The organism is Acinetobacter sp. UBA5934, assembly GCF_002430855.1.
Classification (GTDB): domain Bacteria; phylum Pseudomonadota; class Gammaproteobacteria; order Pseudomonadales; family Moraxellaceae; genus Acinetobacter.
This window is the reverse complement of record NZ_DJDC01000146.1, coordinates 1-20,249: the sequence shown is the minus strand read 5'-3', so window position 1 is coordinate 20,249 and position 20,249 is coordinate 1. Positions and strand designations below refer to the sequence as shown.

Here is a 20,249-nt window from a genome sequence, read left to right as displayed (position 1 = left end):
ATGAATGCGAAATTAGAAATTGTTGCTGTTGAGCAGCCTGAAATTATTGAAGCTTTTAAGGTTGAAGGTGGCACCAAGGCTTTATTTGAGCGAATCGCAAATAATGCACGCTCTGTTGTTTTTGATATGGGTATTAAAAAGGATCGTGAATCACTGAAATCCTTTGCTTACAGTCTTGCTCGAATCAAAACCACAGTTGATAACCATGGTAAAGAGCTTGTTTCTGGTATTAAGCAGCAAGCTGCTGTAATTGATGCAGATCGTAAATTCTGGCGTGACCATATGGAGTTGCTGCAAGATGAAATTCGTAAGCCGCTGACTGATTTTGAGCAGGCTGAAGCTCAACGTAAATTAAATCATGAGCACGCGATTGATCTAATCAAGTGTAAGTTTTTTGATTATGAGAATGCAGATGCTGCTTCATTAAAAATTGAAATAGAGAAACTCGAAGCCAAGGTAATTGATTCTTTTTATGAGGAATACGAAGAGCAAGCCAAGCTTGCCAAATTTGAAACACTGGAAACATTACGCAAGACATTGATGGAGCGCGAAAAATACGAAGCTGAACAGGCTGAATTAGAGCGCCTACGCCTTGCTGAACAAGCCCGATTACGACAAGAACGTGAAGCACAAATTGCACGTGAAGCTGCTGAAAAAGCCACTCGTGAAGCTGAAGAAAAAGCACGTTTTGAAGCTGAGCGTGTTCAACGTGAAAAACTCGAAGCGGAACAGCGTGAAGCTCGATTGAAAGCTGAAAAAGAAGCTGCTGAATTGCGTGCTGTACAGGCTGCTGAAAATGAGCGTAAGCGTATTGAGGCTGAACAATTTGCTCAGGCTGAGGCTGCACGTAAAGCGGAAGAAGCACGCTTGGCTGATGAGGCTCACACAAAGAAGGTTTGTGCGGAAGCACTTGAGCACCTTGCTTTATTGCCTGGGGTAAATGAACAACTTGCGAAAAGCATCTTGGCTGCGATTTATAAGGGTCGCATTCCTCACGTTTCAATCAAATTTTAAGGAATAAGAATATGAATGCACCAGTACAACATGCGCCAGCGCTGCCAGTAAATGCGCAAACATCGAATCTTGTTTTAGATCCAGCTGCAATGCAAAACATGGTCGCTTTCGCTGACTTCATGTGCAAGGCGGTCATCACCGTACCGAAGCATCTGCAAGGTAATTCTGGTGACTGCTTGGCGGTAACTATGCAGGCCATGCAATGGGGCATGAATCCTTTTGCTGTGGCTCAAAAGACCCACCTGGTAAATGGCAATCTAGGGTATGAAGCGCAACTTGTAAACGCGGTAATCATTGCCAAAGCCCCTATCCTTGGTCGCCCTAATTTTGAATGGTATGGCGATTGGTCGAAGGTAAATGGCAAGGAATGCAAGGCTCATGATATTGGCGTTCGCACATGGGTGACGATTAAAGGTGAGTCAGAACCGCGCGTACTTGATGTTTCATTTGCTCAAGTTGGAACCGTGCGTAATTCGCCTTTATGGGTGAATGATCCAAAGCAACAGATTGCATATTTAGCGACCAAGAAACTGGCCCGACTGCACTTCCCTGATGTGATTTTGGGTGTGTATACGGAAGATGAGCTCTTGGACCATGCGCCAATGATGGATGTAAGTCCTGTTGAAAATAATGCTGAGTACCTGGCTTTTGAAGCGGAACATTTACCTAACTTTCAGAATGAAGCTCAGTATGGTTCGGAAAGATTGCAGTCTGCATATATGGCCCTACCAAAGGGTGAGCACAAACGTATCTTCTGGTCCACCCACTCAGCAAACTTAAAACAAATAGCAGAACTTGCCGACCAAGCCTTAACACGCCAAGGAGAGACTTATGACCATTCTCCAGCGTAGTGAAGATTGGCATGCTGACCGATGTGGAAAGGTTACAGCAAGCCGTGTCAAGGATATTGATGCAAAGCCGAACAAAGGCAAAGCATATAACGCCCTAACCCTAACAATTCTGACTGAGCGCCTTACTGGCGTTCAGGAGGAATCCTTTATCAACTCAGCTATGCAATGGGGGATTGATCAGGAAGTTCATGCCATTACTGCTTATGAAAATGAAACGGGTAATTTTGTGATTGGCACCGGATTGATTGACCACCCTACCATCAAAATGAGTGGTGCGAGCCCTGATGGTCTGGTTGATCAAGATGGACAATTAGAGGTGAAGTGCCCTAATTCGCAAACCCATTTAAACACTGTTTTAACCAAAGAAGTGCCAGCGGAATACATTTCACAAATCACCTGGCAATTGGCTTGTACTCGTCGCAAATGGTGTGACTTTGTGAGTTTCGACCCTCGCCTGCCTGAATATTTGCAACTTGTGATTATTCGGGTGTTTGCAAAGGATTTGGATATCGCAGGAATTGAGCAGTCAGTGATTAAGTTCAATCAAAAAATTGACCAGATCATTGCTGAGCTTAATCCACAGGAGGTTGCAGCATGATCTTCCGCATCAAAAATAAACATGCCATTGGCTTTAAATTATGGCTCGAAAAATTGGGCTATACAAAGAAAGACCTTGCTGATGGCGGTGCAACTTTTAAGGGCAAAGGTACAAAACTGGATTATGTACTTGTGGTAAAGGATTTAACCGGTAATCGAAATTGCCAAGTTTTGTATGAGGAATACCAAGTGCATTTGGTTAGTCCGCTGGATGTGAATTTAGGAAAGGTGGCGTGATGGAAAATACAAACTTATGGGCAGTCAATATTCCAGAAGAACCTGATTCAGAAGAAATTTTATACCCTGTCCCATCAAAAGAATTGGGTGAGCAAGTTGTTCAGCGTTTGCGTAAAGAAGCTATTGAGGCATTTGAAATAGTTGGTGAATGCATTGCTGAAGCGGTCACTCTTGAAGAATGGGATCTTTCCGCTGATGAACATTCTAAATACTTGGAAGAAAACCCTAATTGGTGGGATGAAACTACCTTTTTAGATGATGAGGTGGCGTGATATGACTAATCCAATGCGTGTCGTTTGCTCAATGCTGACAAACCAAATCTATGCAAGTCGAGTAGATATAAATAAAGGTATTATGGTCGGAAAAAAAGAGGATGTTACTGATTCGGCTATCACAGCAGTAGCGATCCATCTTCAAAAAACAGCTATGGATATTTTATTTGATGTCGATGGCAAAAAATACCGCATGACTGTGGTTGAGGAGCCGGCCAATGACTGAAAAATTAGAACAAGCCAAAGACCTTCTTGAATCTTTAGCAGCTCGAAAAATTGGTGGTACACATTACATCATGAACAGTGAAGACGTTGATCTGGCATATGAAGTTTTTAACGATTATGTGGAACGGAATGAGGTGAAAGGCGTTGATGTGAAGTTGCCTTTTGAGGTGAGTTTAGGGGGTGTTAATTAATGTCTTTTGTAAAAGTTTGGGATAAGGAAATTAAAGGTAAGGTTTATGCAGTTGGTGATATTCACGGCTGCTACAACCTTCTCATGAATCGCTTGAATGAGATTGGATTTGACTTTGAAAACGACCTGCTTGTTGCAGTTGGTGATCTGGTAGATCGCGGTATCCAAAATGAAGAATGTGTAAATCTCATTGATCAACCATGGTTTACTTCTGTCAAAGGTAATCATGAAGATTTGGTCATTATGGGTGATATTAATCGATCTTATTATAACTGCCATATTGAAAATGGTGGTGAGTGGTTTTACGAGTTGGATTACCAGGTTCAACGTGAAATTATTGAAAAGCTTAAGATGTTGCCAATTGCTTTAGAAATTAATTATAAGGGTCGAAAATTTGGTTTTGTACATGGCCATATTGAGCAGAACAATTGGGATGAATTTAAAAGCATTCTGAATAATTTCGATCAGGCTCAGCACATTATTAAAAAAGAGCGATTCCCTACTGAATTAGCAATGTGGGGTCGTGATCGACTGGATGAAGAAAACCAACAATACGCGCATGTATCAGGAGTTCATGCAGTAATCATGGGCCACACTGTTACCCAAAAACCATGCAAGCGTGATAACTGCTACTGGATTGATACCGGTGCGGTTCATTGGGGAACGATGACAATTTTAGATGTGGAGGGATTGTGATGACAGCAATGGCGAACATGGGTAACTTCATTGTTGCCCTACCACCTTCAGACATTTGGTTGACAGATGACCAGGCGGCAGAATTTTTAAGTTATGAAAAAGGATATTTCAAAGCATCCATTATTTGCTTAAAGGAATTTCCAAAACCAAAGTACATTACTGAAACTGTAAAAGGTCGAAGATGGAATTTAAAAAAATTATCTGACTGGTTAGAAAGCAGGCCGGAAGATTTGAAAAAAGCAGTAGGCAGACCCCGCAAAATATAGCGGGGTTTTTCTTGATTAAAATATGGATTACGCCAGAATTACGCCAAAGGTATTATAAGTTATTGATTTTATAGGTAGTAGTGGTGCGCTCAGCGGGACTCGAACCCACGCCACAGGCTTCGGAGACCTGTACTCTATCCAGTTGAGCTATGAGCGCGCGTGCACATCATAACAAAAAAAACCGTAAGGTAAAGCAACTATATATAAGTCATCATTTTTTGTGCTCAGTCTTTATACAATGTTCCAGAATTGCAACAGACTATTCCTGCTTATTTACTTGGTTTATTTTGCAAGATCAATCACAATACTCCTACTATTCACCCGGTGAGAATTTCATGACTGATGCATTGACCTTGAGAGACGTATCCAAAACCTATCGTAATGGTTTTCAGGCACTAAAAGGGATCAACTTGACGGTACCTGAAGGTGAGTTTTACGCCCTCCTTGGTCCCAATGGCGCAGGTAAATCCACCACCATTAGTATCATTAGCTCATTGACCAAAAAAACCTCCGGTACGGTGGAAATTTTTGGGCATAATCTGGATACCCACCCTTCAGCAGCCAAACAATGCCTGGGTGTCGTACCACAGGAATTTAACTTTGGTCAGTTTGAAAAAACCTTTGATATTTTGGTGACTCAAGCCGGCTATTACGGTATTGCTAAAAAAATTGCAGAAAGCCGAGCTGAAGAATATTTAGAAAAATTAGGTTTATGGGAAAAACGTGGCATTCAGGCGCGTATGCTTTCTGGCGGGATGAAACGTCGTTTGATGATCGCGCGTGCCATGATGCATCAACCTAAACTGCTCATTTTGGATGAACCGACTGCCGGTGTAGACATTGAACTACGCCGTTCGATGTGGGACTTCCTTACCGAAATGAATGAAAAAGGCACATCCATCATTTTAACGACACATTATCTTGAAGAAGCGGAAATGCTGTGTCGTCGCATCGCGATTATTGATCGTGGTGTGATTAAGGAAGATACCAGCATGAAATTGTTCCTGAATCAGCTCAGCGAAGAATCCTTTATTTTCGATTTGGTCGAACCGATTCAACCGATTAATATTGAAATTATTGGCGTGCGTTTTAATTTAATTGATCCTGTGACTTTAGAAGTCACCATGGACAAGGCACATACCGTGAATGAATTGTTCCAGCTTATGGAAGCGCAAGGTATTCAGGTGCGCAGTATGCGTAATAAATCAAATCGCTTAGAAGAACTGTTTGTGAAAATGGTGGAAAAAAATCTTGATGGAGCTGCGCAATGAACTTTAATCAACTCAGTGTTGCGCTGTATACCCTGGTGCATAAAGAAGTGCGTCGCTTCATGCGCATCTGGCCACAAACCTTATTACCCCCTGCGATTACCATGAGTTTGTACTTCGTGATCTTTGGTAATCTGGTCGGTTCACGCATAGGTCAAATGGGCGGCTTTAGCTATATGCAATTTATTGTACCTGGCTTGATTATGATGGCGGTGATCACCAACAGTTATGCCAATGTATCTTCCAGTTTCTTTAGTGCCAAATTTCAAAAAAGCATTGAAGAACTGATTATGAGTCCTGTGCCGCTGCACATGATTCTTTGGGGTTATGTGATTGGTGGCGTCTGTCGTGGTGCCTTGGTCGGCATTATTGTCACTGCAATGAGCCTGTTCTTTACTGACCTTTATATTACCAACTGGTTTGTGACTATATATACCGTGCTGATTACTTCATTTTTATTTTCACTCGGTGGTTTTATTAATGCCGTTTATGCAAAATCATTTGATGATATTTCAATTATCCCCACTTTTGTACTGACTCCACTGACGTATTTAGGTGGTGTATTCTATGCCATTAGTGCTTTAAGTCCTTTTTGGCAAAATCTCTCTTTAATTAACCCGATCGTATATATGGTCAATGCTTTCCGTTTCGGCATTTTAGGTCATAGTGATGTCAATGTTTCTGTTTCATTAAGCATCATCACCTTATGTTGCGTGGCACTTTACGGCGTAGCTTACTATTTACTTTCTCGTGGTTCAGGAATGCGTGAATAATGAGTGTAGAACATTCTCTATTAGGTAAAGACACCAATTATCCAACAGAATATCAACCCGATATTCTGTTTCCAATTTCACGTGCTCAAGCGCGGGAAAAATATGCCCACGTTGCAGGCATTCAGCAAGGCCAAGACTGGTGGCATGTTTTTGAAATTTCTTGGCTCAATGCGGTCGGCATTCCTCAGGTGGCGATTGGCCGTATGACTTTGCCGGCATCTTCTCCCAACCTGATCGAATCAAAATCTCTCAAGCTCTACTTTAACAGTATGAACTTTACTAAATTCGATTCAAAAGAAGCGTTTATTGCCACGGTTGAAAAAGATTTATCTGCTGCTGCCGGTGCACCGGTCACGCTGACTTTATTTCGGGCTGATGATCTGGAGATTGCTCAACCTGAAGGAATCTGTATTGATGATTTAAACCCTGATCACTTAGAGAACCATCCAGATGCAAGCTTATTAAAATTAGATGTAGAAAATAGTGATGCAGTTGAAGTGCAACTATATTCACATTTATTACGCAGTAACTGTCCAGTCACCGGCCAACCCGACTGGGGTACAGTTTTTATACGTTATCAAGGTAAAAAACCTTGTTATCGCAGTATTTTAGCTTATATTATTTCTTACCGTCAGCATAATGGTTTCCATGAACAATGTGTGGAACAGATGTTTGCCGATATCTGGCAAAATCTTGAACCTGAAAAATTGATGGTATATGCAACCTATACACGTCGTGGTGGATTAGATATCAATCCTTGCCGTGTATCCGATGCGACATGGATGCCTCGCCCCATTCGTTTGGCGCGACAATAAAATGAAGAATATTGAGGTTTTTTAACATGCCATTTTTTGGTTTTATTCCTTCTGCAGAATTATTAACAAGTATTCAAACAGCTCAGGAAAAGAAAAATTCCAGCGAACCGCTTTACCCTTTACGCGACAAAACAGCATTGCTTATTAATGAAGAAATCATTGATAGCATTTTGACTGAGTTAGTGCGTCGTTTTCCAGCCAGTGATAAACGTGATACGGCTGAAAAACTGGCAGGCTATATCAAATCAACCGTTGCGGTTTTACTGAAACAGTTGATGGGTAAATCTTCAAATGATGTAGTTAAACAATCAATTGAATTTTCAGAAAAAAGCTTGTTTAAAGACGCAGCAGGTAATTTCCGTGTAGGCGAACATTTAGATGCTGGTTTGGTGACTAATCTCAAACACAGTTATGCAGAAATTAAAGCCGGGAATGACATCAATAAAGCAGCTTTAACGGAATCATATAAGCAGTTTGCTGAAGCGACTGTACGTCATTTTATGAATGACTTTAATAAGACCCTTGATTTAGGCATGATCAAGCGTAAAGCTGCGGATCTGGGTTCTGCTGCAGTGATTAAAGCGGTTCATATTGCTGTGGAAAAAATCATTCCAAATCTCAATAAAGATGAGCTGTTGGTGCTGGCTGAATATCACGATACCTTATTTCATCCTTAAGTACTTTTAAAACGCTCTAAAACCTGGCAATTGCCAGGTTTTTTTATTGCAAAATTTTATTCGTAAATAATGAGTGAAGTACCATTGTCTTTATAGATACTTATCTTGATCAAATTTACAGATTTAATGTCTATTCCATGAATTTTAGGAACAACCCATTTATCATTCTCTACCCTGCTTCTATTTTTATGTGAATAATTTCTATCTAACAAAAAGTTCCTATATAAAGTAATAAGGAAAATTAAATCCAACTTTATAGACTTTTTTATACTACTTTTTTAGTTCTAAATTTTGTCTATCTTTCATTTTATTTATAGACATAAAAATTAAGAAAAAATTCAATAGATAAACTTATATGCCTATTAGATGACAGAGATTTTTTGAATTTTTAAATACAGCTAGAGAATCAGAGATCTCGTTAGATTTTGTCTTCAAATAGATTTTTTATCGATCCGACACAAAAAACCATAACAGAACATGAATTTGCCTCATGGGCAGATATGCGATGATTTATTTGCAACTTATTTCCCGTCCAAGCGGACAAAAAAATCCTGATGCTTTTTCAAACAAACAGCGCCTGAAAAGCAAAATCGCTATGAAATTTCTTATCCCCAGCCTAGATAAACCGTATCATTGCGAACGATGTAAAGAATCTGGCTTGATTAGCTAAAGCAGAGATATCTTTAATTTATGAACCTTCTGATGAGAACGCAAAGTACAGCTCAAAACACCGGTCTCAAATAAACAGATTTATGCACAAAGCAACGCTCTTTGTCTTTTTTTGTATATGGACTTGTCGATACAGCCTCGGTCAATGCTATCTTAAGCGTTTGAAAAATTCCGTTATCTTTCATGAGATGGATTTTCGGCAATTATATTTGTAATGCCGTCTTTTAGCGTCGTGATGTCGATTTACACACACTGATTATGTTTTTGGAACTTTGAGTAATATGTTAAGTATCAACTTTTATAACAGCATTAAACGTCTTCCTTTACTTCTCGGTGCACTTTCCATCACCAGTTTCTGTCAAGCCAACGATTTCTACAGCCATCCTAGCTATAACAGCTTTAAACAAAAAACCATGCAAACTTATGGCTTGAGTGCAGAACAGGTCGACTGGGCCATGAATGGTTCAAAAAACCTGCCGAATATTATTAATATCATGAACCGCCCTGGTGAAAGTAAGCCCTGGTATGAATATAAAACCAATTTTATGGCCGAAAGCACCATTCAGCGTGGGGTACGCTTCAAAACTCAATATGCCGACACCTTAAACCGCGCTGAACAGCAGTTTGGAGTACCCCAAGCGGTCATCTTAGGTATTTTAGGGGTAGAAACCGGTTTTGGGGCCAATAAAGGCAATTTTATCACCCGTGATGCCTTGGCGACCTTAGGCTTTGGCTATGAACGCCGGGCTCAATATTTTCAGGATGAGCTCGCTGCACTGATTGCCTGGACTTATAAAGATGGAGTACCTGCCAGCTCAGTCGTAGGTTCTTATGCGGGCGCAATTGGTTATCCTCAATTCATGCCAAGCAACATTACCAAAATGGGTGTGGACTATGATTCTAATGGACATATTGACTTAAGAGGTTCTGCTGTAGATGCCATCGGTTCTATTGCCAATTATTTAGCCCAACACGGATGGCAACGTAATCAGCCCATCGGCTTTGCTGCCCGCTATACCGGCAACACTCCCACTTCAATTATTGCCAAAGATTTAGAACAGCCAACCCCTTATGGTGCTTTAAAAAATCAGGGCATCACACCTATAAATCCACTGGTGAAGATTGATGATCTGGATATGGTAAATATTATTCAACTTCAAGATAGTTATGGCCCTATTTACTATATTACCTATCCAAATTTTCAGGTCATTACCACCTATAATAAGAGTCGAATGTATGCCACAGCTGTATGGCAATTAGGGACTGAAATCGCCAGTCGTTAAGACTGGTTTTTACCAAAAAATAATAAAGTCAAGATTTTTTTTTACAAAATTGCTCACTAAATGGGCCTTTTAAACATAATGTTACAATATTGGTTATATTTTGATCGAAAAACGGTGTATTTCTGTTCTTTTTGTAATTATTTTAATTAAAAAGTAGACAGCTTTAGCTTGGCATGAATATTATCCATCTCGTCAAATGTAGTTGCAAAAGAGAATTAACAGACTAGATCGCTTGTATTTCAATCGCTTAATTGAAATAAAAAGCAGTAGTCTTTAGGAGTTTAATAATGCATTCATCGATTAAGTATATTTTAGCGTTAACCACCACTTTTGCCCTGAGTCAGTCTCAAGCAGAATTGGTTCAGTCATCATTCAATACGGATAATGACAACTCTCGCTTAGCCACTCGTGTGCTAAACAAAGATGCTCAAAAATTTAATTCGCACTTTTCAAATCTAAACAGTCTTTCAATCACTGAGCGTTCTGGCGATAAAATCCGTCGTCAAACTATTGCAGCAAAAATTGAAATTCCTGAAGACGAGCCTTCAGTGATTGAAAAACTCAATACTGTTGCATCAAATACAGTTCGTAAATTTAGCCAAACAGGTGCAGCCTCTTGGTACGGTCGCCAATTCCATGGCCGTAAAACAGCAAGTGGTGAAACATTCGATATGAATGCCATGACCGCAGCTCATCGTAGCCTGCCATTGAACTGCTATATTCGCGTAACCAATAAAAACAATGGTAAAAGCGTTGTTGTAAAAGTAAATGACCGTGGTCCATTCCATGGCAACCGAGTTCTAGATTTATCTTATGGTGCTGCAAAACAATTAGGTATTACTAATGCAGGTACTGCGAAAGTAAATATTGAACGTGTCGATGGTCCCAATTCATAAGCTGATGCTAGCCTCCTAATACATTTGACTTCAAAGCCACTCCTTAGTGGCTTTTTTAATTCTTCTCAAAAAGCAGGCTTAATTTAGTTATGCCCTATTCCTCTTTACTTATGCCCTATTCTTACTGCAGAAACCACTGCTGGCAATAAAATACCAACAACCTATAACATCTTATAAATTATCTGAAAGATTGGTTACAAATCATGATGATTGAGTTTTGACCCACTTCTGGTTCTGGTCTATATTTCATTTAACTAAAAATAACTCTATAGATTCCTCATCCAACTGGAGTGGATAATGAAAACAATAAACGAATGGCTAAATGAATATAGCGAGAGTCATCAAGACAAAACCAACAAAGCCATTCATTGGGTTTGTGTACCCGCAATTTTGTTTTCAATCATTGGAATTCTTGCTCATTTCAGTGCGTTATTCACTGTCCTGATACTGGTCTTAACTTTTATTTTTTATGCACGTCTCGATCTGGTCCTTGCTGTTGCAATGGCGGCTCTACTCGTTGTCATGGCATGGCTTATTTTTATCTTACCTGTAGGCATCGGATTCTATATCGCAGTTTTTGTTTTGGCCTGGATTGGGCAATTTTACGGGCATAAAGTCGAAGGTAAAAAGCCTTCTTTCTTTAAAGACCTCCAATTCCTCCTCATTGGCCCCGTATGGTGCATGGATGCCTATCTAGGTAAATTGATACCTAAATGGAAAAAACGCCAAAAATCGCAAATGATAGCGATTTAGGCACCATCATCATTTTTGTCTTTCAATGAACCTTTATTGATAGGTTCTTCCTTTATATTTCAACCAACCATCTGCATGTCTTTGTTGTGGATCACGATGAGTCCAGTGGATCACTCCACCTTGCTGACTATATTCATATTCACCATAAAATTGGATAATTTCATCCTGTTTTAAGTCATCCAGGCGCGGACTTAAATCAATATTATGTGCAACCAAAACCGTCTGCCCATGATTCAGTTCCAGAATAAATTTTTGATGACGTGAACCGTTATTATCATCAGGCAAAATAGCTTTCACTCGCCCACTGGATTGAACTTGAATATCACTTTTTTGCTGTCGAAATGCCTGTTGAATTTTTTCATCATCAGTTTGAACGGCTAAATTTAATGAGCTCGAAGCTACAGAAGTGGGGTAAGATGGGATTTTCGATAAAGTTTCAATCTTCGTGTTTGGGTTGTTAAGCAAATGATGGCTAAGACTTTGCTGTTCTTTTAAATCAATTCCGAAATATGCTGCTATTAATACAACAATAACTGCACCAATCCCGATATTGGTTTTATTGGTCATTTTATTATTCCTTAAAATTTAACTTTTTTATAAAAACCATGATCATAAAAAAAGCCCCAAATGGGGCTTTTTCAAAACAATTTAACTTAAAAAATTAAGCTAATATTATTTCGCAGCAGCTTGAGCAGCAGCAACTTCTTCAGCGAAGCTCATTTCTGCTTTCTTCTCAATACCTTCACCTACTTCGAAGCGAACGAATTGAGCAACTGTAGTACCAGTTGATTTAAGAACGTCAGCAACTTTCTTATCGTTGTCAATTACGTACATTTGACGCTCAAGAACAACTTCGTTCAAGTATTTTTCAACTGAACCAGTTACCATTTTTTCAACGATGTTTGCAGGTTTACCTGATTCTAATGCTTTCGCTTCAGCAATTTCTTTTTCTTTAGCGATAAGATCAGCAGATACGCCTTCAGCAGTTACAGCAACTGGGTTGAACGCAGCAACGTGCATTGCAATACCTTTACCAGTCGCAGCATCACCTGCATAAGACACAACAACACCGATTTTTAAACCGTGTTTGTAAACTGCAAGGTTTTCACCTTCAACAATTTTCGCACGACGTACTTGGATGTTCTCACCGATTTTTTGAACAAGAGCAATACGCGCTTCTTCAACAGTTGAACCATCTTCAAGTTTCAATTCAGCGATTTTAGCAGCGTCAGTTTCATTTGCAGCAAGCGCAGCAGCAGCAACTTTAGCAGAGAAACCAGCAAAGTTTTCGTCTTTAGCAACGAAGTCAGTTTGGCAGTTTACTTCTAAAAGAATAGCTTTGTTGCCTTCTTGAGCAATTGTAATTGCACCGTCAGCAGCAATGTTACCAGCTTTTTTAGCTGCTTTTGCTTGACCAGATTTACGAAGGTTGTCAATCGCTAATTCGATGTCACCGTTCGCTTCTGTTAATGCTTTTTTACATTCCATCATTGCTAGACCAGTACGGTCACGCAATTCTTTTACCATGCTGGCAGTAACTGCAGTCATGTTATTCTCCTAAATACGGTAGAAAATGAATCTGTTCAACAAAAACGGCCCAAAGTGTTCTCTGGGCCGTTTTGCTTTCTTGACGCTTAATTTGCCACGATTACATGTCGCAAAAATGACAATTCTGCGTCAAAACGCATTAAGCCTCTGGAGCTTCTTTAGCAGCTTCTTCGCCTTTAGCTTGAGCATTTGCTTGTGATTGAGCATATTCTTTACCAGCAAGAATCGCATCAGCCATAGCAGAAGCATAAAGTGTAACTGCACGGATCGCATCGTCGTTACCAGGAATAACGTAATCTACATTGTCTGGGTTAGAGTTTGTATCAACGATACCGATTACAGGAATACCAAGGTTTTTAGCTTCTTTAATCGCGATTGATTCGTGGTCAACGTCAATTACAAATAATGCGTCAGGTAAACCACCCATGTTTTTAACGCCGCCTAAAGCACGTTCAAGTTTTTCCATTTCACGAGTACGTTCTAAAGCTTCACGTTTAGTAAGTTTAGCGAAAGTACCGTCAGTAGATTGAGTTTGAAGATCTTTTAAACGGTTGATAGATTGGCGAAGTGTTTTCCAGTTCGTCAACATACCACCTAACCAGCGGTGGTCTACATATGGTTGACCAGCGCGTTGAGCTTGTTCACGAATGATGTTAGAAGCAGCACGTTTAGTACCAACGAACAATACTTTGTTCTTTTTGCTAGCAAGATTGTTAACAAAGTTCAAAGCATCATTTAACGCAGGAACAGTGTGTTCAAGGTTGATGATGTGAATTTTGTTACGCGCACCAAAGATGTATTCGCGCATCTTTGGATTCCAGAAACGAGTTTGGTGACCGAAGTGAGCGCCAGCTTGAAGAAGGTCGCGCATGCTTACGTTGTAATCTGCCATTTTCTTTACCTTAAAGTTTGGGTTAGGCCTCCATATACCCGCATTCTCCACCCCAAAGGGCACCCAGAGAAATGTGTCGATATATGTGCGGATTTTGTTGCCCCATCGCACAATGCCCGTGAAATTTCTTCACGAAAAAGCATTTGATAAAATGGGCGGCTATTTATACCATAGTCACACACAAATTTCCAAAAGTTTTTAAAGATCATGAACAGTACTTACGAAGCTCCCCGCCGTTTAATCAAAACTACTGAAGAAATTGAAAAAATGCGTGTGGCGGGTCGACTGGCGGCAGAAGTTTTGGATATGATCAAACCGCATATCAAACCGGGCGTATCTACGCTGGAATTGGATACGATTTGTCACGATTATATTGTCAACAAACAAGAGGCAATTCCTGCTTGCCTAGGCTATGGTGCAGCGCCGGGTCGCCCTGCTTTCCAGCATGTCATTTGTACTTCAGTCAACCATGTGGTTTGTCACGGTATTCCCTCTGCAAGCAAAATTTTGAAAAAAGGTGACATTTTAAACATTGATGTGACTGTGATTAAAGATGGCTATCACGGCGACACCAACATGATGTATATCGTCGGTGGTGAAACTTCAATTTTAGCTGACCGTTTATGTAAAGTGGCGCAAGAAGCCATGTATCGCGGTATTGCCACTGTAAAACCGGGCTCTACCATTGGTGATATTGGCAATGCCATTCAAAAATATGTTGAATCAGAACGTTTTGGTGTTGTACGTGAATATTGCGGTCATGGTATTGGTACCGTGTTCCATGACGAACCGCAAGTTCTGCATTATGGTCAACCGAATACCGGTATGGTTCTGGAAGAAGGCATGACCTTTACCATCGAACCAATGGTGAATGGCGGCGACTGGAAAACTAAACTTTTAGGTGACAAATGGACAGTGGTGACCAAAGACCACAGTTTGTCAGCGCAATATGAACACACTCTGTTAGTGACTAAAACTGGTGTTGAAATATTGACTGCCCGTCCTGAAGAAGATCTGTCTCGCTTTAATCAATAAGCTCCATCCGGATGCTTTGAAATGGCTGCACCTGTTGTAGCCATTTTTATTTGAAGTCATCTTTATTTAAACCTTTTGCTGAAAATCTGTACCAAACTCAATTGATTTTTAGACTATTTTCCACATACTGAAGCCCAGTCCAACTTACCACAGAGATGTTCATGTCCGATTTTAGCAATGTCACCGTAACTCAAAATGATGATGACACCGTTTCACTCCTGATTGATCACCAACCTATCTCTGAACGCTATGGCATGAAATTTAGCGCCAACATTGTGGAAGAACTTAAGGCCTTGGCAAACGGTCAAAACATGAAATTATTTGATCAGTTTGTATTTGCACATACTGATTTAAATTTTGAGCATCAGTACCGTTATGTGACCTGCATTGTAAAAGATGAAGACGGCTATAAAGTGACGCGTAATTTCGTTTACACCATTACTGCTCAAGGTCAGCAACCGATTGAACACGTCATTACCAAACAAGGTCAGCCGATGACGACTGCCGATGTACATGAATTTATTAGCACACATCTGCAAAAATCATTAAATGATTACACCGACCTGAATTACGCCTATTAATGTCTGGTTTTTATGCCTTGTTGAAAACTTGGTAAAGTCACACACTACAATTAAATCGAGGATCATCTAATTGTAGTGTTCTTTTTCACTTAGCCATTCACATTCAATGATTCCTTTTTACTTTCATTTTTTAATCATTTTCTGTCATTTTATTCAAAATAACCCCCTCAATTATTTATCGTTATTACTTGGTTCATTCAAACGGCTTAAATACTTTTTTCCGATATTACTAAATTCGAACTCCCCTTTTTGGCGCAATTTAAGCTAAGATAGTGTGCTTTTTATTTTTTAATCCCTATAAGAAGGAATACTGCCGTGGACGTACGTCTCTCTGATCGTGTAAATGCCATCAAACCGTCCCCTACACTTGCTGTTACCAATAAAGCTGCTGAACTTAAAACTGCTGGTAAAAACGTAATTGGTTTGGGCGCAGGTGAACCAGATTTTGACACCCCACAACACATCAAAGATGCAGCAATTACTGCTATTAACAACGGTTTCACTAAATACACCGCTGTTGACGGTACTCCAGGTCTTAAAAAAGCGATTATTGCGAAATTTAAACGCGACAATAATCTTGACTATGCAGCAAACCAGATCCTGGTTTCTTGCGGTGGTAAACAGTCATTCTTTAACTTGGCACTTGCCTTGTTAAACAAAGGTGATGAAGTGATCATCCCTGCGCCTTATTGGGTTAGCTATCCAGATATGGTGATTATCGCGGAAGGTGTTCCAGTTGTTGTGAAATGTGGTGAAGAACAACGTTTCAAAATCACACCTGAACAATTAGAAGCTGCAATCACTGACAAAACGCGTTTAGTGGTATTAAACAGCCCATCTAACCCGACTGGTATGATCTATACCAAAGCTGAGCTAGAAGCTTTGGCTGAAGTGCTTCGTAAATACCCAGAAGTTCTAGTGGCATCTGATGACATGTACGAACCAATCCGTTGGGATGATGAGTTCTACAACATCGCAACTGTTGCTCCAGACCTTTACGACCGCGTAATCGTACTTAACGGTGTATCTAAAGCCTATGCAATGACTGGCTGGCGTATTGGCTACGCAGCGGGTCCTGCTAAACTGATTGGCGCAATGAAAAAAATCCAGTCTCAATCGACTTCAAACCCAACTTCTATTTCGCAAGTTGCTGCTGAAGCTGCATTGAACGGCCCTCAAGACGTTCTTGAGCCAATGATTGAAGCATTCAAACGCCGTCATGACTTGGTTGTAAAAGGCTTAAACGACATCAACGGTATTACTTGCCTACCTGCTGATGGTGCATTCTATGCATACGCAAACATCAAACCGTTAATTCGTGCTAAAGGCTTAAAATCTTGCACTGAATTCTCTGCATGGTTATTGGAAGAAACTGGTGTTGCCGTTGTTCCTGGTGATGCATTCGGTCTAGGCGGTTACATGCGTATTTCTTATGCAACTGCTGATGAAGTGCTTGTAGATGCGTTAGCACGTATCAAGAAAGCGGCTGACTCAATCGAAGGCGTTGACGCTGCGATTGCTTCAATTGCTGCTGAAAAATAATCTGCTTTTTCTAAAGTAAGATTTTAAAAAACCCGCGATTTTCGCGGGTTTTTTATATTTTCAGATGCAAAGAATTATAGACCACACTAAAAATAGCTAAAATTTTCAATTATGATTTCACTTTAACTGCTGAGTTTGACCCAGACTTATCTAAAACAACCAGTGCGATTCCCGCCAAAACAATCACCGTAGCAATGATAATTCTCCAGCTAAGCGCTTCGCCAATAAATAGAACACCCCCCAAAATAGCTAAACACGGCACAGAGAGCTGTACACTGCTGGCTGTCACACGGTCAATCTGTTTCACAATGACATACCACAGCACATAGGCACCGCTTGAGGCCAAACCGCCCGAGATTATAGCCAAAAGTACACCTTGAGGTCGTACCAAGCTTTTCGTATAAAACGCGGCATAAGCTAGCAAGACAAAAGGAATCGCAAGCACAAAATTAGCCAAGCTACTTGCCAACGGGCTTTGCATATTCTTGCCCGCAATGCTGTACATGGCCCAGCCTATTCCTGAAAGCACCATCATGGCTGCATAAACAAAATTAGGTGCAGCTGTGCCCGGAAGCAAGAGAATAAAAATACCAAGAATTGCGATGCCCAACCCTGTACCACGCTGAATATTAATTTTTTCACCATGCCACAAACCATAACCGACCATGCTGAGCTGTACCGTGCCAAATAACAGTAGTGCGCCAACGCCTGCATCTATATGTAGATAAGCCAATGAAAAGGCCACGATATACAGCGCCAGGAAAAAACCGTTTTTAATATTCCACTCAATTTTGGCTTTTTCTGTAGAAAATAGATAAAGCAACAATAAAACGGCAGCGCCACTACAGACACGTATCAGGCTAAAGCTCATTGGATCAATATATTGATCCGTCAACGCCAAACGGCATAACACCGAATTGGCAGCAAAAGCCAACATGGCAATCATGATTTTAAACAGCATGGTTGAGCATCCCTATCAACAGCATGCTTCAGATATAGCTAATCTAACTATTTAAATCTATAGAAATTTACTGATTCAATTTATAAGAAATACACATGATTAAATTGTGGAAATATGAATGCGTGAATTATTTTTCTTCTTCATCTTTAGAAAACAATGCAATTACATCAGCCTCCGTGAGCTGCTCTGTAGAATATTTAAACTGGTAAAAATCGGGCTTATGATCAATATAAATTTCTGTAGTCAATTTTAAATCTTTCGGCTGTTCCTGCATGGCAAAGACATTAATGTTGCAATAACTGCCCTCTTGGGTACGCCAGAAAAGCAAGGTGCCGCAGCGACTGCAAAAACCGCGCTCTCCCCATTCAGACGATTGAAATAACGTTAAATATTGCTGATCTTCAAACCTTAAACTGTCTGGCTCTATATCCACACTCATCATTACACCACTTGACTGCTGACGGCACATGGAACAGTGGCAGGCATGTACATCATGATTTTTTAATTCTGCTTGAAACTTAGTTTTACCGCATAAACATGATCCATTCATTGTTATTTCCTTGATGACGTTAATGCTGAGCAAAAATATTTAAAATATTGTTTGTTTTATATATAAGGGACAAATTTATCTCTGTATAAGTGTTATTAAAGAATTTTGAAATAATTCTCTTATCAAGTTGTCTTATTCGCCATTTCAATAGATGAAGATAGGCTTCAAATCAAATGAAAATGATTTTTACAGCCATACCTTTTGACTCAATGTGAGTATTACCGGTTACCACAACATCTAGCATGCTCATGCATTTTACCTGAATTCACTCAAAGCTGAGTGTTGACGACATGGTTAAATTTTGCTTAATTGAAATCTAGCTTCCTTTTTGGAACTGATGAATAAATAAAGGTATCAATAAGGAAATAAGTAGAATGAATCCCAAAGAAATGACCGGACTGCAACTGTTACAAGCCATGTGTGCAGGAAAGATTCCACCTGCAAGTATCAGTGAAACCATGCCGATGCAACCCTATGAAGTGACTGAAGGTACTATTCGCTTCAAAGTGAAAGCGGATAGCCGTCACTTAAACCTCTTAGGTGGCGTACATGGCGGTTTTGCAGCAACCGTGCTGGATTCAGTGACTGGCTGTGCCGTCCACAGCATGCTGGAAGCAGGCGTCGGTTATGGCACTATCGATTTAAATATAAAAATGTGCCGACCTATCCCCAAAGATCAAGAACTGCTTGCTTTAGGCACCGTCATTAACATCAGTAAAAATCTGGGGATTTCTGAAGGCAAAATTGTCGATGATGAAGGTAAGCTTTACGCACATGCTACGGCAACGTGCATGATTCTGCGTTGAGGCTTGATTCACGTTTTAAAATCATGATGCACAAAGAGCTCAAGTATTTTACTTGAGCTCTCCAGTTTGTTTGGATCTATATCGCTGATTTAAATGATTTCGTTAATGCCGGGAAATCAATTTCTGGACGCGAAGTCCCTTTATAGATACATAGGTACTTGAACACGCTATCCAGTGAAACCGAGAGCTTCTTCTGTTCCGATACCGACCAGACTTTAGAGTTATTTCGTCCAGTTAAGGCACTGCCATTCAACTGATATAAATACAGGTCATGATCACGTTGCAAAGGTTGTTTAGGACCATTGGAATAGCTATCGAGAAGTAATTGACAGGGTGAGTTAATCAGCCATTTATCGCTAAACCATAGCTGTAGCAAGTCCCCCAGATATAAGGCTTGAGTACCTACAGGCCAGACTTGAATAAACGCATCTTCAACAGCTGTTTGATAACGCTCTGGATCTTGAATAATAGAAAGGTAATTGTCTTGATAAAAAGATAAATTTGAAAAAATTTCGGCAATCGTCAGCGTATGCATTCGCTTTCTCCTGTTTAGCCATTTTAGTGCTGGCAAGTTGGTTTAAATCCACACTGTTTGAACTTTCATTCAAACGCTCTGTTATGCATTTAATCTAACAAGCCGGTTTTGGCTGTGCAAGTTTTTTTAACATTTTTGATTTAGTTGTTTAAATTAAAAGCATACAGCATGAAAATTAAGGAATCGTGACACTTTTAGCTTGACCCCCTGTAAAATCCCCTTATAATCGCATGCAGATTCTCCAATAGCTCAGTCGGTAGAGCGACGGACTGTTAATCCGCAGGTCCCTGGTTCGAGCCCAGGTTGGAGAGCCAAAT

General features: G+C 40.2%; 26 protein-coding genes and 2 tRNA genes. 21 read left to right on the top strand and 7 right to left on the bottom strand.

Going from position 1 to position 20,249, the window contains the following annotated elements; translation table 11 throughout:
- The 9 genes from B2Y23_RS10070 to B2Y23_RS10030 are packed head-to-tail and all read left to right on the top strand — an operon-like array spanning position 1 to position 4,348.
- Positions 1 to 1,014: a hypothetical protein gene (locus tag B2Y23_RS10070; RefSeq protein ID WP_291370600.1), complete on the top strand. Its 1,014-nt coding sequence runs from the start codon at positions 1 to 3 to the stop codon at positions 1,012 to 1,014.
- A gap of 11 nt (positions 1,015 to 1,025) precedes the next feature.
- Entirely contained in the window at positions 1,026 to 1,865 is an 840-nt protein-coding gene (locus B2Y23_RS10065; protein ID WP_291370598.1) for a RecT family recombinase, read from the top strand.
- Positions 1,846 to 2,463: a lambda exonuclease family protein gene (locus B2Y23_RS10060; protein WP_291370597.1), complete on the top strand. Its 618-nt coding sequence runs from the start codon at positions 1,846 to 1,848 to the stop codon at positions 2,461 to 2,463. Before B2Y23_RS10065 ends, B2Y23_RS10060 begins: the two co-directional genes overlap by 20 nt.
- A complete protein-coding gene (locus tag B2Y23_RS10055) occupies positions 2,460 to 2,699 on the top strand; it encodes a hypothetical protein (RefSeq protein WP_291370596.1) in 240 nt (79 codons plus the stop codon). The genes B2Y23_RS10060 and B2Y23_RS10055 overlap by 4 nt, the downstream gene beginning before the upstream one ends.
- Entirely contained in the window at positions 2,699 to 2,971 is a 273-nt protein-coding gene (locus tag B2Y23_RS10050; RefSeq protein WP_291370595.1) for a hypothetical protein, read from the top strand. Before B2Y23_RS10055 ends, B2Y23_RS10050 begins: the two co-directional genes overlap by 1 nt.
- A gap of 1 nt (position 2,972) precedes the next feature.
- The gene (locus B2Y23_RS10045; protein ID WP_291370594.1) at positions 2,973 to 3,197 is read left to right on the top strand and encodes a DUF7446 family protein; all 225 of its coding nucleotides are present in this window, start codon (positions 2,973 to 2,975) and stop codon (positions 3,195 to 3,197) included.
- Complete coding sequence (locus B2Y23_RS10040; protein ID WP_291370592.1) at positions 3,190 to 3,387, top strand: hypothetical protein; 198 nt, start codon at positions 3,190 to 3,192, stop codon at positions 3,385 to 3,387. The genes B2Y23_RS10045 and B2Y23_RS10040 overlap by 8 nt, the downstream gene beginning before the upstream one ends.
- Positions 3,387 to 4,082: a metallophosphoesterase gene (locus B2Y23_RS10035; RefSeq protein WP_291370590.1), complete on the top strand. Its 696-nt coding sequence runs from the start codon at positions 3,387 to 3,389 to the stop codon at positions 4,080 to 4,082. Before B2Y23_RS10040 ends, B2Y23_RS10035 begins: the two co-directional genes overlap by 1 nt.
- The gene (locus B2Y23_RS10030) at positions 4,082 to 4,348 is read left to right on the top strand and encodes a hypothetical protein (protein ID WP_291370588.1); all 267 of its coding nucleotides are present in this window, start codon (positions 4,082 to 4,084) and stop codon (positions 4,346 to 4,348) included. The genes B2Y23_RS10035 and B2Y23_RS10030 overlap by 1 nt, the downstream gene beginning before the upstream one ends.
- 81 nt (positions 4,349 to 4,429) lie before the next feature.
- Here the strand turns inward: B2Y23_RS10030 and B2Y23_RS10025 are convergent.
- Positions 4,430 to 4,505, bottom strand: a tRNA-Arg gene (locus tag B2Y23_RS10025).
- Between the two features lie 178 nt (positions 4,506 to 4,683).
- On the opposite strand from B2Y23_RS10025, the gene B2Y23_RS10020 reads away from it, so the two are divergent.
- From B2Y23_RS10020 to B2Y23_RS09990, 7 genes are all read left to right on the top strand, one after another.
- Positions 4,684 to 5,619, top strand: a complete 936-nt coding sequence (locus B2Y23_RS10020) for an ABC transporter ATP-binding protein (RefSeq protein ID WP_291356026.1) — start codon at positions 4,684 to 4,686, stop codon at positions 5,617 to 5,619.
- Positions 5,616 to 6,389 carry an ABC transporter permease gene (locus B2Y23_RS10015; protein WP_291370586.1) on the top strand — a complete coding sequence of 258 codons (774 nt, stop codon included), beginning with the start codon at positions 5,616 to 5,618 and terminating at the stop codon, positions 6,387 to 6,389. Before B2Y23_RS10020 ends, B2Y23_RS10015 begins: the two co-directional genes overlap by 4 nt.
- Complete coding sequence (queF, locus tag B2Y23_RS10010; RefSeq protein ID WP_291356030.1) at positions 6,389 to 7,204, top strand: NADPH-dependent 7-cyano-7-deazaguanine reductase QueF; 816 nt, start codon at positions 6,389 to 6,391, stop codon at positions 7,202 to 7,204. The genes B2Y23_RS10015 and queF overlap by 1 nt, the downstream gene beginning before the upstream one ends.
- Before the next feature lie 26 nt (positions 7,205 to 7,230).
- Positions 7,231 to 7,881, top strand: coding sequence for a hypothetical protein (locus tag B2Y23_RS10005; RefSeq protein ID WP_291370584.1), 651 nt, complete (start codon positions 7,231 to 7,233; stop codon positions 7,879 to 7,881).
- A gap of 950 nt (positions 7,882 to 8,831) precedes the next feature.
- Positions 8,832 to 9,833 carry a lytic murein transglycosylase B gene (gene mltB / locus B2Y23_RS10000; RefSeq protein WP_291370582.1) on the top strand — a complete coding sequence of 334 codons (1,002 nt, stop codon included), beginning with the start codon at positions 8,832 to 8,834 and terminating at the stop codon, positions 9,831 to 9,833.
- A 287-nt stretch (positions 9,834 to 10,120) separates the two neighbouring features.
- Positions 10,121 to 10,729 carry a septal ring lytic transglycosylase RlpA family protein gene (locus B2Y23_RS09995; RefSeq protein ID WP_291356035.1) on the top strand — a complete coding sequence of 203 codons (609 nt, stop codon included), beginning with the start codon at positions 10,121 to 10,123 and terminating at the stop codon, positions 10,727 to 10,729.
- A gap of 297 nt (positions 10,730 to 11,026) precedes the next feature.
- The gene (locus B2Y23_RS09990) at positions 11,027 to 11,482 is read left to right on the top strand and encodes a DUF962 domain-containing protein (protein WP_291370580.1); all 456 of its coding nucleotides are present in this window, start codon (positions 11,027 to 11,029) and stop codon (positions 11,480 to 11,482) included.
- Positions 11,483 to 11,515: 33 nt separating this feature from the next.
- On the opposite strand, the gene B2Y23_RS09985 is transcribed toward B2Y23_RS09990, so the two are convergent.
- The 3 genes from B2Y23_RS09985 to rpsB all read right to left on the bottom strand — a co-directional run bounded on the left by B2Y23_RS09985 (position 11,516) and on the right by rpsB (position 13,922).
- The gene (locus B2Y23_RS09985) at positions 11,516 to 12,049 is read right to left on the bottom strand and encodes a DUF3465 domain-containing protein (protein WP_291356039.1); all 534 of its coding nucleotides are present in this window, start codon (positions 12,047 to 12,049) and stop codon (positions 11,516 to 11,518) included.
- Between the two features lie 105 nt (positions 12,050 to 12,154).
- The gene (gene tsf, locus B2Y23_RS09980) at positions 12,155 to 13,030 is read right to left on the bottom strand and encodes a translation elongation factor Ts (protein ID WP_291356041.1); all 876 of its coding nucleotides are present in this window, start codon (positions 13,028 to 13,030) and stop codon (positions 12,155 to 12,157) included.
- Positions 13,031 to 13,169: 139 nt separating this feature from the next.
- The gene (gene rpsB, locus B2Y23_RS09975) at positions 13,170 to 13,922 is read right to left on the bottom strand and encodes a 30S ribosomal protein S2 (RefSeq protein WP_086175302.1); all 753 of its coding nucleotides are present in this window, start codon (positions 13,920 to 13,922) and stop codon (positions 13,170 to 13,172) included.
- Between the two features lie 207 nt (positions 13,923 to 14,129).
- Here rpsB and map point away from each other — a divergent pair, with 207 nt between their 5' ends.
- The 3 genes from map to B2Y23_RS09960 all read left to right on the top strand — a co-directional run bounded on the left by map (position 14,130) and on the right by B2Y23_RS09960 (position 17,080).
- On the top strand, positions 14,130 to 14,957 hold the full coding sequence (gene map / locus B2Y23_RS09970) for a type I methionyl aminopeptidase (RefSeq protein ID WP_291356044.1): 828 nt from the start codon (positions 14,130 to 14,132) through the stop codon (positions 14,955 to 14,957).
- 161 nt (positions 14,958 to 15,118) lie between these two features.
- On the top strand, positions 15,119 to 15,538 hold the full coding sequence (locus B2Y23_RS09965) for a hypothetical protein (protein WP_291356046.1): 420 nt from the start codon (positions 15,119 to 15,121) through the stop codon (positions 15,536 to 15,538).
- Between the two features lie 315 nt (positions 15,539 to 15,853).
- Entirely contained in the window at positions 15,854 to 17,080 is a 1,227-nt protein-coding gene (locus B2Y23_RS09960; protein ID WP_291370578.1) for a pyridoxal phosphate-dependent aminotransferase, read from the top strand.
- A 109-nt stretch (positions 17,081 to 17,189) separates the two neighbouring features.
- Here the strand turns inward: B2Y23_RS09960 and B2Y23_RS09955 are convergent, their stop codons facing one another.
- A complete protein-coding gene (locus B2Y23_RS09955; protein ID WP_291370576.1) occupies positions 17,190 to 18,041 on the bottom strand; it encodes a DMT family transporter in 852 nt (283 codons plus the stop codon).
- Between the two features lie 127 nt (positions 18,042 to 18,168).
- The gene (locus B2Y23_RS09950; RefSeq protein WP_291370574.1) at positions 18,169 to 18,591 is read right to left on the bottom strand and encodes a GFA family protein; all 423 of its coding nucleotides are present in this window, start codon (positions 18,589 to 18,591) and stop codon (positions 18,169 to 18,171) included.
- Positions 18,592 to 18,965: 374 nt separating this feature from the next.
- Between B2Y23_RS09950 and B2Y23_RS09945 the strand changes: the two genes are divergently transcribed.
- Complete coding sequence (locus tag B2Y23_RS09945; protein ID WP_291370572.1) at positions 18,966 to 19,397, top strand: PaaI family thioesterase; 432 nt, start codon at positions 18,966 to 18,968, stop codon at positions 19,395 to 19,397.
- 76 nt (positions 19,398 to 19,473) lie between these two features.
- On the opposite strand, the gene B2Y23_RS09940 is transcribed toward B2Y23_RS09945, so the two are convergent.
- Positions 19,474 to 19,932, bottom strand: coding sequence for a hypothetical protein (locus tag B2Y23_RS09940; RefSeq protein ID WP_291356056.1), 459 nt, complete (start codon positions 19,930 to 19,932; stop codon positions 19,474 to 19,476).
- Between the two features lie 238 nt (positions 19,933 to 20,170).
- Here B2Y23_RS09940 and B2Y23_RS09935 point away from each other — a divergent pair.
- Positions 20,171 to 20,246, top strand: a tRNA-Asn gene (locus tag B2Y23_RS09935).
- Positions 20,247 to 20,249: the final 3 nt, after the last annotated feature.

Coding starts and splice junctions, on each gene's coding strand:
- rpsB (WP_086175302.1), bottom strand. CDS start 13,922: ATGGCAGATTACAACGTAAGCATGCGCGACCTTCTTCAAGCTGGCGCT.
- B2Y23_RS09990 (WP_291370580.1), top strand. CDS start 11,027: ATGAAAACAATAAACGAATGGCTAAATGAATATAGCGAGAGTCATCAA.
- B2Y23_RS09965 (WP_291356046.1), top strand. CDS start 15,119: ATGTCCGATTTTAGCAATGTCACCGTAACTCAAAATGATGATGACACC.
- B2Y23_RS10055 (WP_291370596.1), top strand. CDS start 2,460: ATGATCTTCCGCATCAAAAATAAACATGCCATTGGCTTTAAATTATGG.
- B2Y23_RS09955 (WP_291370576.1), bottom strand. CDS start 18,041: ATGCTGTTTAAAATCATGATTGCCATGTTGGCTTTTGCTGCCAATTCG.
- B2Y23_RS10070 (WP_291370600.1), top strand. CDS start 1: ATGAATGCGAAATTAGAAATTGTTGCTGTTGAGCAGCCTGAAATTATT.
- B2Y23_RS10040 (WP_291370592.1), top strand. CDS start 3,190: ATGACTGAAAAATTAGAACAAGCCAAAGACCTTCTTGAATCTTTAGCA.
- B2Y23_RS09950 (WP_291370574.1), bottom strand. CDS start 18,591: ATGAATGGATCATGTTTATGCGGTAAAACTAAGTTTCAAGCAGAATTA.
- B2Y23_RS10005 (WP_291370584.1), top strand. CDS start 7,231: ATGCCATTTTTTGGTTTTATTCCTTCTGCAGAATTATTAACAAGTATT.
- B2Y23_RS10020 (WP_291356026.1), top strand. CDS start 4,684: ATGACTGATGCATTGACCTTGAGAGACGTATCCAAAACCTATCGTAAT.
- B2Y23_RS10035 (WP_291370590.1), top strand. CDS start 3,387: ATGTCTTTTGTAAAAGTTTGGGATAAGGAAATTAAAGGTAAGGTTTAT.
- B2Y23_RS09945 (WP_291370572.1), top strand. CDS start 18,966: ATGAATCCCAAAGAAATGACCGGACTGCAACTGTTACAAGCCATGTGT.
- mltB (WP_291370582.1), top strand. CDS start 8,832: ATGTTAAGTATCAACTTTTATAACAGCATTAAACGTCTTCCTTTACTT.
- B2Y23_RS10015 (WP_291370586.1), top strand. CDS start 5,616: ATGAACTTTAATCAACTCAGTGTTGCGCTGTATACCCTGGTGCATAAA.
- B2Y23_RS09940 (WP_291356056.1), bottom strand. CDS start 19,932: ATGCATACGCTGACGATTGCCGAAATTTTTTCAAATTTATCTTTTTAT.
- B2Y23_RS10030 (WP_291370588.1), top strand. CDS start 4,082: ATGACAGCAATGGCGAACATGGGTAACTTCATTGTTGCCCTACCACCT.
- B2Y23_RS10060 (WP_291370597.1), top strand. CDS start 1,846: ATGACCATTCTCCAGCGTAGTGAAGATTGGCATGCTGACCGATGTGGA.
- B2Y23_RS09995 (WP_291356035.1), top strand. CDS start 10,121: ATGCATTCATCGATTAAGTATATTTTAGCGTTAACCACCACTTTTGCC.
- queF (WP_291356030.1), top strand. CDS start 6,389: ATGAGTGTAGAACATTCTCTATTAGGTAAAGACACCAATTATCCAACA.
- map (WP_291356044.1), top strand. CDS start 14,130: ATGAACAGTACTTACGAAGCTCCCCGCCGTTTAATCAAAACTACTGAA.
- tsf (WP_291356041.1), bottom strand. CDS start 13,030: ATGACTGCAGTTACTGCCAGCATGGTAAAAGAATTGCGTGACCGTACT.
- B2Y23_RS10050 (WP_291370595.1), top strand. CDS start 2,699: ATGGAAAATACAAACTTATGGGCAGTCAATATTCCAGAAGAACCTGAT.
- B2Y23_RS10045 (WP_291370594.1), top strand. CDS start 2,973: ATGACTAATCCAATGCGTGTCGTTTGCTCAATGCTGACAAACCAAATC.
- B2Y23_RS09985 (WP_291356039.1), bottom strand. CDS start 12,049: ATGACCAATAAAACCAATATCGGGATTGGTGCAGTTATTGTTGTATTA.
- B2Y23_RS10065 (WP_291370598.1), top strand. CDS start 1,026: ATGAATGCACCAGTACAACATGCGCCAGCGCTGCCAGTAAATGCGCAA.